The organism is Chloroflexota bacterium (genome assembly GCA_026706485.1).
GTDB lineage: Bacteria > Chloroflexota > UBA11872 > UBA11872 > UBA11872 > JAJECS01.
On sequence record JAPOYR010000004.1, the window covers coordinates 18,375 to 30,249 of the forward strand.

The 11,875-nt window shown below is 69.7% G+C and carries 10 protein-coding genes; 5 read left to right on the top strand and 5 right to left on the bottom strand.

The features are described 5' to 3' along the window. Nucleotides 1–20 precede the first annotated feature (20 nt). The 3 genes from ahcY to OXG79_02700 all read left to right on the top strand — a co-directional run bounded on the left by ahcY (nucleotide 21) and on the right by OXG79_02700 (nucleotide 4,635). Complete coding sequence (gene ahcY / locus OXG79_02690) at nucleotides 21–1,292, top strand: adenosylhomocysteinase (GenBank protein ID MCY3782674.1); 1,272 nt, start codon at nucleotides 21–23, stop codon at nucleotides 1,290–1,292. Nucleotides 1,293–1,345: 53 nt separating this feature from the next. Continuing rightward, nucleotides 1,346–2,560, top strand: coding sequence for a methionine adenosyltransferase (gene metK / locus OXG79_02695; protein ID MCY3782675.1), 1,215 nt, complete (start codon nucleotides 1,346–1,348; stop codon nucleotides 2,558–2,560). Nucleotides 2,561–2,778: 218 nt separating this feature from the next. Then, complete coding sequence (locus OXG79_02700; protein ID MCY3782676.1) at nucleotides 2,779–4,635, top strand: hypothetical protein; 1,857 nt, start codon at nucleotides 2,779–2,781, stop codon at nucleotides 4,633–4,635. Nucleotides 4,636–4,954: 319 nt separating this feature from the next. Here the strand turns inward: OXG79_02700 and OXG79_02705 are convergent, their stop codons facing one another. From OXG79_02705 to OXG79_02720, 4 genes are all read right to left on the bottom strand, one after another. Continuing rightward, nucleotides 4,955–5,650, bottom strand: coding sequence for a helix-turn-helix transcriptional regulator (locus OXG79_02705; protein ID MCY3782677.1), 696 nt, complete (start codon nucleotides 5,648–5,650; stop codon nucleotides 4,955–4,957). Nucleotides 5,651–5,827: 177 nt separating this feature from the next. After that, on the bottom strand, nucleotides 5,828–6,664 hold the full coding sequence (locus OXG79_02710; protein MCY3782678.1) for an HAD family hydrolase: 837 nt from the start codon (nucleotides 6,662–6,664) through the stop codon (nucleotides 5,828–5,830). A 22-nt stretch (nucleotides 6,665–6,686) separates the two neighbouring features. Continuing rightward, nucleotides 6,687–8,417 (bottom strand): aconitase X, encoded by a 1,731-nt coding sequence (locus tag OXG79_02715; GenBank protein ID MCY3782679.1) that lies wholly within the window; start codon nucleotides 8,415–8,417, stop codon nucleotides 6,687–6,689. Between the two features lie 56 nt (nucleotides 8,418–8,473). Beyond that, complete coding sequence (locus tag OXG79_02720) at nucleotides 8,474–9,055, bottom strand: GNAT family protein (protein MCY3782680.1); 582 nt, start codon at nucleotides 9,053–9,055, stop codon at nucleotides 8,474–8,476. A gap of 350 nt (nucleotides 9,056–9,405) precedes the next feature. Between OXG79_02720 and OXG79_02725 the strand changes: the two genes are divergently transcribed. Next, complete coding sequence (locus OXG79_02725) at nucleotides 9,406–10,023, top strand: glycerol-3-phosphate acyltransferase (protein MCY3782681.1); 618 nt, start codon at nucleotides 9,406–9,408, stop codon at nucleotides 10,021–10,023. Further along, nucleotides 10,010–10,882: a DegV family EDD domain-containing protein gene (locus OXG79_02730; GenBank protein ID MCY3782682.1), complete on the top strand. Its 873-nt coding sequence runs from the start codon at nucleotides 10,010–10,012 to the stop codon at nucleotides 10,880–10,882. The genes OXG79_02725 and OXG79_02730 overlap by 14 nt, the downstream gene beginning before the upstream one ends. Nucleotides 10,883–10,898: 16 nt before the next feature. Here the strand turns inward: OXG79_02730 and OXG79_02735 are convergent, their stop codons facing one another. After that, the gene (locus tag OXG79_02735) at nucleotides 10,899–11,867 is read right to left on the bottom strand and encodes a hypothetical protein (protein MCY3782683.1); all 969 of its coding nucleotides are present in this window, start codon (nucleotides 11,865–11,867) and stop codon (nucleotides 10,899–10,901) included. Nucleotides 11,868–11,875 lie beyond the last annotated feature (8 nt).

Here is an 11,875-nt window from a genome sequence, read left to right on the forward strand (position 1 = left end):
CGCGCGACAAGGAGAATCGCATGGCCGCATCGGATAGCTCGTTCGAGATCGCCGACGCCGGGCTCGCCGGACTCGGCATCCGCCGCGTCCAGTGGGCCGATCAATCCATGCCGGTGCTGGCGAGCATCCGGGAGCGCTTCGCGCGCGAGCGGCCCCTGGACGGTCTGCGCGTCGGCGCTTGCCAGCACGTCACCACCGAAACCGCCAACCTGATGCGCACGCTGCAGGCCGGCGGCGCCGAGGTGACGCTGTGCGCCTCGAACCCGCTGAGCACCCAAGACGATGTCGCGGCCGCCCTCGTCCACGAGTACGGCGCCGCCACCTACGCCATCAACGGCGAGGACTCCGAGGTCTACTACGACCACATCGAATCGGTGCTGAACACGCGCCCGCATCTCACGATCGACGACGGCGCCGACCTGGTCTCGACCTTGCACACGGACCGCACGGACGTCATCGGCGACGTGCTGGGCGGCACCGAGGAGACCACCACCGGCGTCATTCGCCTGCGGGCCATGGCGGAGCAGGGCGTGCTGAAGTACCCCATCGTGGCCGTGAACGAGGCCATGACCAAGCACATGTTCGACAACCGCTACGGCACGGGGCAGTCCACCATCGACGGCTTGGTGCGCGCCACCAACATCCTCCTGGCCGGGCGCAACGTCGTGGTCGGCGGCTACGGCTGGTGCGGGCGCGGGCTGGCCAGCCGCGCGGCCGGCATGGGCGCCCACGTGATCGTCACCGAGGTCGACCCCGTGCGCGCGCTGGAGGCGCTGATGGACGGCTTCCGCGTCATGCCGATGCAGGAGGCGGCGTCGGTGGGACACGTGTTCGTGACCGTGACCGGCGACAAGCACGTGATCGACCGTCCCCACTTCGAGGCCATGCCCGATGGGGCGATCCTGGCCAACTCGGGGCATTTCGACATCGAGATCAATATCGAGGCGCTGGAAGACATGGCGGTGGAGGTCGATGAGGCCCGGCCCTTCGTCGACGAGTATCGGCTGGCCGACGGCCGCCGCATTTTCCTGCTGGCCCAGGGGCGGCTCATCAACCTGGCGGCCGCCGAGGGGCACCCGGCCAGCGTGATGGACATGAGCTTTGCCAACCAGGCGCTGGCGATCGAGTACCTGGCGTCAAACGCCGGCGACCTTGCGCCCGACGTGTACGACGTATCCGGGGACATCGACCGCCGGGTCGCCACGCTGAAGCTGGAGGCGATGGGCGTGGCCATCGACACGCTGACCGAAGAGCAGGCCGCCTACCTGTCCGGCTGGCAGGAAGGGACCTAAGCGATCAGCCCGAGGCCGCGACGGGCGGCGCCCCGCAATTGGGAGAGAGCAGCTTGAGCAATACGTTCATGCAGGCGCCGCGCCTGCTGTTCACGTCGGAGTCGGTGACCGAGGGCCATCCGGACAAGCTCTGCGACCAGGTGTCGGACGCTGTGCTCGACGCGTTCCTGGCCGCCGATCCCGAAAGCCGGGTGGCGTGCGAGGCGGCCACAACTACGGGCCTGGTGCTGGTGCTCGGCGAGATCACTTCGAAGGCCCCCGTCGACGTGCGCCGCGTCGTCCGCGACACCGTGCGCGAGATCGGCTATACGGCCTCCGAGTTTGGCTTCGACGGCGAGACCTGCGGCGTGACGGTGGCTCTGAATGAGCAGTCGGCCGACATCAAGCAAGGCGTGGACGAGGCGCTGGAGGTGCGGGCCCTCGACGGCGACTACGACGACATCGAGGCACTGGGCGCGGGCGACCAGGGAATGATGTATGGCTTCGCCTGCGATGAGACTCCGGAACTGATGCCGGCGCCTATTGCGCTGGCGCATCGCGCCGCGCGGCGGCTGGCCCAGGTGCGCAAGGACGGCACACTGGCCTGGCTGCGGCCCGACGGCAAGTCGCAGATCACCGTGGAATACCGCCACGGGCGGCCCGCGCGGGTCGACAGCGTGGTCATCGCGGCCCAGCACGATCCCGACATCGGCAACGACGCCATCGAGCGCGCCATCGAGGAATCCGTGATCCGCGAGGCGATCCCCGCCGACCTGCTCGACGCCGACACCGGCATCATCGTCAATGGCACCGGACGCTTCGTGGTGGGCGGGCCGATGGGCGACGCGGGTCTTACCGGACGCAAGATCATCGTGGACACCTACGGCGGCATGGCGCGCCACGGGGGCGGCGCTTTCTCCGGCAAGGACCCGACGAAAGTCGACCGCTCGGCGAACTACGCGCTGCGGTGGATCGCGAAGAACGTGGTCGCCGCCGGGCTGGCGACGCGCTTCGAGGTGCAGGCGGCCTATGTGATCGGCAAGGCCGAGCCGCTGTCGCTGAATATTGAGACTTACGGTACGGGCACCGTGTCCGACGATCGCATCGAGGCGGCCATCCGTGACACGTTCGACCTGCGGCCGGGCGCGATCATCCGCGACCTCGACCTGCGCCGTCCGCTCTACCGCCAGGTCGCGGCGTACGGCCACTTCGGCCGCGACGATTTGGACGACATCCCCTGGGAGCAGACCAATCGCGCCCCTGAGCTGGCGCGATTGGTCGGGCGATAGTCGTCGCTCGCGGGGCGCGTCGCGCTGCGAAGTGCGGCGCGCAGGCGGCGGGCCCCGATGGCTCGCGTGAACCTTTCGTCACGCGGCACGCTCGGGCGGCGCTGCCTATACTGAAGGTGCTGTCACCAGGCGGGCGAGCGATTCAGGAACAGGTCAGGCGAGTCGCGATTTCGGCGCCGGGGCCTCACGCGGGGCGACCGGCGAGCCTGAGCACCCCGATGCGACTGGGCGGAACCCTGCTGCTTGCGGCATTGCTGGCTCTCGGAGTCGTGGGTCCGGTCGGGTTGCTGGCGCAGTCCGCGACGGGGTTCGACTCGGTGCGGGTGGTCAGCTCGGTGCGGACGACGGACGCGGCGAACCCGGCGCTGAGCCACAACATTCCCCGGCTCGAGGTGACGATCGCCGGGCAAACGCTTACCGCCGACTTTGCGGCCTTCTATGACTCCAGCGGCGGTTTGACGCGGTGGGGGTTGCCGACCTCCGAGGTGTTCCAGGAGGAAACCGGCGCGCTGACCCAGTACTACCAGCGGGGCGTGGTGGACTTCCATCCGCGGACCGATCTCGGCGGCATCTATGTGATGGAACGGCGGCTGGCCTGGGACTACTTCGGCGGCGGCATTGCCGGCAGCGTGGACATGGGCGTGGAGCCCGGGACCAGCAACAACAACTCAGGCGAGGAGCACGGACCGTGGGGACACAAGGTCTCCAACTTCTCGGTGGGTGGGGTGTGGACAGGGTTTCTGAACTTCTTCCGGACCTACGGCGGCGTGGACGCCTTTGGCTTTCCCAAGACGGAGGCGCGGATCGATACGAACCGGCCCGGCACGCTGCACATCCCCGCGGCTACGACCGGATTCATCCGGCAGTATTTCCAGGCGGCGGTCCTGGAGCATCACCCGGGAGCCGGCGTGCGGCTGCGGCTGCTGGGCGACGATCTGCGCAACCGCCTCTATCCCAATGACACTTGGCAGGGAATCTCGGCTTTCAACGCGGTGGCGCCGCTCACCGACGGCGCGGAGTACCAGGTTGAAGTCGTCGACCTGACCCCGCCCCCACCGCCAACGCCCACCGCCGGGGCTGTCACGCCGGGAACCACGACTCCCGCCGCCACGCCGGCGGCGACCACGCCGAGCCTCACCAATGAGCTGGTGGTGGTGGGCACGACGGACGCGGGGCTGGCGGTCTACGACGGCGCATGGCACAGCATCAAGGCTGAGGACACGGACCTCGTGGATAACCAAATCCAGGCGCTGCACGTGGACGGCGACGGTCAGATCTGGGTCGGAACGCCGGTGGGCGCGAGCAGGATCGGGCGGGATGGCAAGGGGGTTGTCTACACGCTGGATTCCACCAACCGGGGCCTGGGGTCGAACGACGTGCAGGCCATTGCCGGGGGCCGCGCGAGCAACGTGCTCTATATGGGGCACCCGGATCAGGGCGTGAGCATTCTGGCGGGGACGGCGGCGTGGGACCGGAAGCGGCCGGACAACTCGGAGCTGCCGGATCTCGACGTGCGCGACATCTTCGTAGTGGATGAGAGCCTCGGGCGGGTGTGGTTCGCCACTCGCCAGGGCGCGGCCCTCTACGACCAGCGGACGGATACGTGGCCGCGCTTCATCACCCGCGCGATGATTCCCGAGGTGATCCGGGACAACATCACGTCGGTAGCCGTCGACAGCGGCGGGCGCCTCTGGCTGGGATTGCTCAACGAGGGCGTGGTGCACTCGGCCAACCTCGTCACGTGGGTCCAGCTGGGGACGAGCGAAGGGCTTGGGAGCGAGGAAGTGCGGGACCTGCTCGTCGCCTCGAACGGCGACGTGTGGGTCGCGACCGCGAGCGGCGTGAGCCGCGTCGTCGACGGGGTGGTCACCACCTACACGACGGGAAACTCGGCTCTGCCGGCCGACGGCGCCCACGCACTGGCGGAAACGGCCGACGGGCGCGTGTGGGTGGCGACGGACGGCGGGGTGGGGGTGTTCGACGGAAGCTCGTGGACCTCCTTCACCACGGCCGGCGGCCTGTCCAGCGACGCGACGACGGCAATCGCGGTGGTGCCGGCGGTCGCCGGGACGTAGGGCTGGCCGGACCGTTGCGCCCGGGCCGGTAGTTGGCGACCCGCATCTCCGAATCGAGAACGGGGCCGGCTCGCCGCCGGAATGACAGAGGGGTCACGCCCGGGATGCCGCGTGCGGGGTCGTGAGGCGGAGATTCCTCGCTGCGCTCGGATTGACACGGCGGGATCCGTTCGTGGTGAGCCCTTCGGCAGGCTCAGGACAGGCTCTGTCGAACCACGAACGGGGGCGCAGGCGGTGGGGTCCTGGATTCCGGCGTGCGCCGGAGTGGCGGAGGACTATGCAAATCCCCGTGCTCGGGAACAGGCCCGGCCGGTGATTGCTAGGTGCGGTGGGCTTGGTCTTGGCGGCTCTGGCGGTCGCGGAGGCGGGCGAGGCGCACGAACTCCAGCGTCATGCGGCGCGACTCGGCCGACAGCACGAGATCGTCGGCGAGATAGTGGCTGAGGCTGACCTCGAATAGGAGGTCGTCGACCTGTGGCTCGCTCATGCCGTAGCCGTCGCGGAGCACGGCGACCACGTCGGGGGCGCCGGCGGGGCGCTTGCCGGCTTCCAGGGCGCTCACCTGGGAGGGGCGCACGCCGGCGCGGCGGGCCGCCTCGCGCAGGTTCAGCCCCTGCGTGCGCCGATAGTCACGCAGGCGTTCGGCAAGTAATGCGGAATCCACATTCAGCGTGCCGTTGACGGCGTCGATGGCGCCCGGACTGAGGGAGGCGCTGACGGTCTGCGAGATCGAGCGAATGGCGGACTCGGCGACTCGGGCAATCGATTCTTCCGCCAGGTGGCGCCGCGTGCGAGCCAGGTCCTCCGGCACATAGCCCGCCAGCACCAAGAGCTCGCGCGGATCCACGTCCAGCCCGCCGGCAATAGCTACCAGCGTGGCGACGGTTGGACTCTTGTAGTCGCCGCTCTCGAGCCGCGAAAGATATGAGGGTGCGAGCCCGCAGCGCGCAGCGAGCTCAGCCTTCGACAACCGTCGCTGCTCGCGGAGCTGACGGACGGCTTCAGCGATTCCCATGAGGGGTAGGCAATGTATATGGCGCGAGCCAGCGCGCCAAGTCACAGCAGTAACTATTGTGCCACAGCAAGCAAATTGCAGCGGGCTCGGCGTGGTCTGCCGCTGGCCGGCGCTGAGCGCCAGCCCAACCTTTCCCCCGGCTTGGGGGAAGGGGCCGGAAGCGAGGCGGGGTCGAGTTCAGAAGTCTCGGAGCAGCCGGCGGATCAGGCCGATATCCACGTCGCGCAGGTTACCGACTTCCTGGCGCGCGACGGCGGTGCGGGGATCGGTTCGCCCATCGCGGTTGACCCAAATGGTCGCGATGCCGCAGGTGCTGGCGCCGATAATGTCGTTCGTCACGCTGTCGCCCACGAACACGCACGCGGATGGCGCCACGCTGAGCGTGTGCAACACGTGGCCAAAGAACGCCGGCGACGGCTTGCCGGCGCCAAAGTCGCTCGAGACGAAGATTCGCTCCGGCAGGTCGTCGACTCCGGCCCCGGCGAGCTTGCGCAACTGGTTGTCGCGGACCCCATTGGTCACGACGGCGATGCGGCACTCGCGAGAGAGTCGCTCGAGGCAGGGCACGGCATCCGCAAACGTCGGGTGGGTCTGCGCGCGCAAGGGCGGGAAGGCGTCGGCCAGCTGCTGGGCGAGGCGCTGGTTGTCAATGCCAAACCGTTCCAGCGCCGCTTGCCACGAGCCGAGCCGGTAAGCCCCCCGCCACGACCGCAAGTACGCCAGCTCAGCGCCATCGCCGGGAAACTCGGACCACAGCGCTTCCCACGAGCTGATGCCCACGCGGTTGCAGAACCCATGGAATGGAGAGGTGTGCCAGATCTTGCGAGCCTCTTCGCGCAGGGCGGTGGCAAGGTCCCTGGCGTCGATTCCATGCAGGTCGGCGGCTGGACGCGCCGTGTCCACGATGCAGCGCATGGCCACGGGCTCTTCGGGCATGAGGGTCTCGTCGAGGTCGAACAACACGACCGGGGCGTCGCGGTTCGGCGGCCGACGCCGGGGGGCGCGAGCAGTCACGGAGAACGCTTGGCGCCTGAAACTAGACGAGGGCGGCAGCCGAGCGGGACCGGCGGCCAGTTTCGGCGATGCGCACGCACTCGGGCATCGGGGCCAGGATCACCTCGCACTGCAGCAGGTTGGGGGCGTAGGAGCCGGTCTTGACGGCCGGGGTGGCCATGCGCGTCGACTCGCGCCAAAGGGCATTGCTGGGGCAGCTGTCGGTCATCACCCGGCCGCCGGCGGCTTCGATCTCCTCGGCGTAGCCGAGGCGGCGCGCCTGCGCCTCGATGGCGTAGGACATGGACACCAGCAGCGTCACGCCGTCGCGCACCGTTTTGCCGCGGAGCTCCTTGGCCAACTCCACCACCTCCTGCAAGGTCGCGTGGGGGCAGCCGAAGTAGACCAGGTCGACCTCGTCGGCGGTGGCCGTGGTGAGGGTGTCGTAGACCGCGGCCAACTCGTCCGCGCCGAAGGCCAGCGTCTCGTCGGGCTCGCGACCCTGCAGCGCGGTTTCCAGCGTGGGCGCCTCGGGCGTGACGCCGACGAGGTGCAGCATGGGGGCGCCGCCGGACGTGGCCAGCGCGGCGCACAGTTGGCGGGCCGACTCGATCCGCGGCGACGGCAGGCCGGTGAACGCCGGAATGCGGAGCCCGCCGACCTTGCCGGCGAAGTAGCCCAGGCAGCCCCAGTCGGCGTCCGACGTGAGCTCGACGTCGACCTCGATGACGAAGTCCGCGCCGCGGCCCTCGGACCGCAGCACGCCGAACTCGGGCACGAAGCCAGTGGCCATGGCGGCGGCCGCGCTCTCGTTGCCGTTGCGCGTGGTGCGCGCGGCGAGGAAGGAGTTCACGAACACCACGGCGTGCGACTCGGTCCAGGCGCAGACCTGGCCGCTGAGGGGCACGTTGCCAACGAGATAGGGCGCGCAGGTCCAGGTCATCGAGACGCCGGCTTTACGCCCGAGGTCCAGCAGCTCGCGCTGGGCGGGAACCTGCCGCAAGTCGGGCTGGAACTGCTCCAGGCGCTCCAGATCCATGAAGCTAGCGTGCGCCGTGGCGGTGACGCCCCCGACGTCGTCGATCAGGCAGCCCTTGGTGTAGTTGATGTAGCCCTCGATGAGCTCGAAGGGGAGCTCGCCCAGCGTGCGGTTGGGGACGAACAGTCCGCCCGGCAGCACGTTGTCCACTTCGATGAGGCGCTCGGCGCCGACGGCTTCGCCCCACTCCACCAGCAGGCGCAGGTGCTCGGCGCGCGAGTCGCCGCGAGCGCCGTCCAGCATGGCCTGCTGGTCGGGGGTCAGGTCGATGGTGGTGCGGGCCGGGGCGTTCGACACCGCTTCGCGCCGTGGCGCCGCGGGCCGGTCGGTGGACACCTCGATCACCCCGCGGTCGGCGTCCACGCGCACGATGTCGCCGGTCTGCATGGCGGCGAAGGGGTCCACGTCGAGGTCGGTGACCAATGGCAGGCCGAGTGCGACGCAGGCCAGCGTGCTCAACTCGTCGAGCTCGGTGTTGATGAAGGCCAGCGGCGCGTGGCCGGCCATCTTGGCCAGCCGCAGCATGAGCGAGGTGCCGGAGCTGCCCTTGGTGGAGCGGAAGACGAGCACCTTGCCGGCGATGTTGACGCCCTCGAAGGGGTTGCCGACCTCGACGATCTCGCCCGACGCGGGGTCGAAACCGCCCCAAAACGAGATGCGCGTGTCGGCCACCAGCGCCGGACCCTCGGCCACGCCGCCCACGATCTGGCGGCAGCTATAGGTGTGCGTCGGCATGGGGCGGCTCCCGAAATGGCCGGCTCATTAGTTGTAACAGGCTGAGCGGCAAGATTTCACGCGGAATCGTCGGGCGCTTGCCAACGGGCCTTGGCTGCGGGCCACTCCTCGTCCAGGATGGTCATGAAGGCGGCGTCGGCCCAGCGGTCGTCGACCTTCGCGTGGCGGCGGATGACGCCGTCGAAGCGGAAGCCGGCCTTTTCGTAGGCGCGGATGGCGCGGTGGTTGGACGGCTCGGGGTCGATCGCCACCCGGCGCATACGCTTCGTCTCGAATAGGTACTGCAGCAAGGTGCGAATGGCCTCGGTGCCGAGGCCGCGATCTCGGGCATCCGGCTCGCCGATGAAGATGTCGATCCCGGCAGACCACGTGACATCGGCATACCAGTAGCCGTACTGGATTTCGCCGACGGCGCGGCCGTCGGCCTCGATGATGAATCGCCAGCAGGGCAAGTTGGAGGGTTCGAGAAACTCGCCGCGGGCCTCGACGAGGCTCGACGGCGGGCGGCCGTAGAAGGCCATGACCTCCGGATCGCCGAGCCAGCGCAGCAGGTCCGGAAGGTCGTCGGGCGTGATTGGCCGCAAGCGCAGGCGCGGCCCCTGGATGGGTTCGTGGTCGGCAGGGTCGGGGAGAGGCATGGCGGCGGGGCGCGACGGTTTGCGGGAGACATCATCGGATATGGGAACGGGTGCCGGAGGCTCGCCCTCGCCCCGACCCTCTCCCGCGGCGCGGAGAGAGGAAGGGGCCGGCCGAGGAGGCCCCCCGCCCAAGCACCCTGGGGACCGGCCTCCCGCGGCTGCGGCCGGAGCGGGCGCCCACACGGGGCGCCCCTACACCCGCGGCGGGGAGGCGCGGCGATGGTCGGAACCTGCTGGGCGGCCACCGAACGAGCTTGGCTGCCGTCCCGGCGGCAAGGGGCCACAGTGCGGACACTGCTAGACTCCGAGCCTGCCGGTGCGGCGTCGACGCCTCGGCGTAAGCAGGTGCCATGACCGCTTTCTGGCTCGTTTTGATGGGCTACCTGATCGGATCGATTCCGATCGCGTATCTGGCTGCCCGCCTGCGCGGCCACGATTTGCTGGACGAAGGGGCGGGGGGCGTGAGCGGGTCCGCCGCCATCGAGCGGTTGGGACCGGTGCCGGGCGCGGCGGCTGGATTTCTGGATGCGCTCAAACCCGTGCTGGTGGTTGCGGTCGCGCAACGATTCGAGAGCTATGAGGTGTCCGCCGCCGCGGGCGTGGCGGCCGTGGGCGGGCACATCTGGCCCATCACCCTGCGCTGGCGTGGGGGGCGGGGCATAGGTCCGGCCGGCGCGCTGCTGGCGGCGCTGGGGGCCTGGCAGATGTGCCTGGCGTTTGCCGGCCTGGTGCTGGGACGGGCCCTGCTCCGCGACTCGGCGCCCGGCGCCCTGGTGGGGTTTTTTGCCACGGCGGTGCTGCTGTCCCTCACCGGTCAGTCGCTGACCATCGGTGTCACGGCCTGGGTGATCGTGGGAGTGGTGGTGGTGGGCCGCTTGGTCGGGTATCGCAAAGTGCGGACCGAAGAGGACGTGGGCCTGGCCCGGCTGATGGCCCGCCGCTTCCTCCTCGATCGTGACGAGCCCTGACTTCCGGCGACCGGTCGCGGTCGTCACCGACTCCAGTGCCTGCCTGCCGCCCGACGAGGTCGAACGGTTGCGCATCGGCGTGGCGCCCATGGTTTTGGTGTGGCATGGGCAGGAGCTGCGCGACGGCGTCGACATCTCGCAAGCGGAGTTCTGGCAGCGCCTGACCACCGACCCCGAGCTGCCCACGACGAGCACGATGGCGCCGGGCGAATACGAGGGCGTGCTGGAGGACGCGGCGGCCTGGGCTCGCGCGGCGGTATGCGTGTGTCTGCCGCGACCCATCTCGACAATGGCCGAGGCGGCCCACCTCGCGGCGGGGCGCATCGCCGACCGGCTGCCCGTCCATATCGTCGAAGCCGGCGGCGCCGGCATGGCGGCGGGCTTCCCCGCGTTGCTGGCCGCGCGCGCGGCGGCCGGGGGCGCGGCGGCGACCGAGGTGGTGGAGACGGCGGAGCGGGCGGCGGCGCACAGCGCGATCGTCGCGGTGCTCGATTCGCTGTCCTACCTCGCCCGCGGCGGACGGGTTCCCGGAATCGTGGCGCGCGTGGCGGACGCCCTGCCGTCGACCTTCGTGCTGCGCTTCGGGGACAGCACGATCGGCGTGCGGGCGCGCTTCGGGTCGCGCGCGCGGGCGGTGCGGGGCCTGGTGCACCACGTGTCAAAAGAGGCGCAGCGCGCGACGTATGTCGGCATCACGGTGCACCACGGCTCGGACGAAGCGGAGGCACACGAGCTGGCGGCGCACGTGCAGCGCATCATTCGGCCCGACGACCTCTTTGTGACGGGCTTTACGCCGGTGATGGGGGCGCACGTCGGGCCGGGGCTCATCGGGCTGGCGTACTGCGCGTTGCCCGCGTGACCGGCGGTCGACTGCGCTAGAACGACGCGCCCGCGCCGGCGATGAAGAGGCCCGCGTCGTCGTCGGGTCCCGCGTCCACGATGTCGTCCAGCGTCGGTGAGTCGCGCTTGGGCAGCGTCACGTCCTCGAGGTCCAGCACCGCATCGATGAGGTTGATGGCAAACCAGGCGTCGACCCCGTCCATGGTGAAGGCCTCGGGCACGGCGCGGGCCGTGTCCCGCATGATGCCCAGCCCATCCGTGTAAGGCTCGAACGAGACGATCCGCTCCAGCCGAACGCGAAAGCTCTTGTCGCCGCCCTTGAAGTAGATGTGCTTGGTGGTGATTCCCAGGATTCCGTGGCCGGTGCGCTCCATCTCGGTTTTCTCGATGGGGCGGCCCCGGAAGGCGCCCGGACGCACATAGACGCCCTTGGCCACCCGGACGCTCACGCCCATGGACTGGCCGCGGAATTCTCGGCGCGTGACCTGCCGCAGGTACCCCACGTCGTCGAACAGCCAGATCAAGGCTTCGCTCTTCATCAGATTGAAGGGCACGCGGCCAAACGCCGCCCGCGCCGCGCGGCGGTCGTAGCGGGGGATGACGCCGTGCTCGCCGATGACGTCGAGCAGCGCCAGCTTGCGGAAGAGGTCGTAATGGCCTCGCCGGTCGAGCCGGCTGGGACTGAGGCTGAACTGGTCGCGATAGCGGGTCAACCCGCGCCGTTCCCGGCCGGTGAGCACGTGGTCTTCCATGGCGGCTTCGACGGCGTCGCCCCAGGCATCGGCCAGCGTGTCCGCCAGGTCGGCGTCGGACATGGTGATGAAGCCGTCGTCGGCAGTCTCGCGAATCCTGGCGGGCAGAGTTTCAAAATCGTCGCCGCGCAGCGCCGCCTGGACGCACAGATCGCGGATGGCCGCCGCGGCGCGGGCGTTCTTTTTGGCGCAGGCCCCGTGCTGGCGGCGCAAGAAGCCCGCCGGCTCTCCGCAGTACCGACAATCGCCCATCGGTCGGA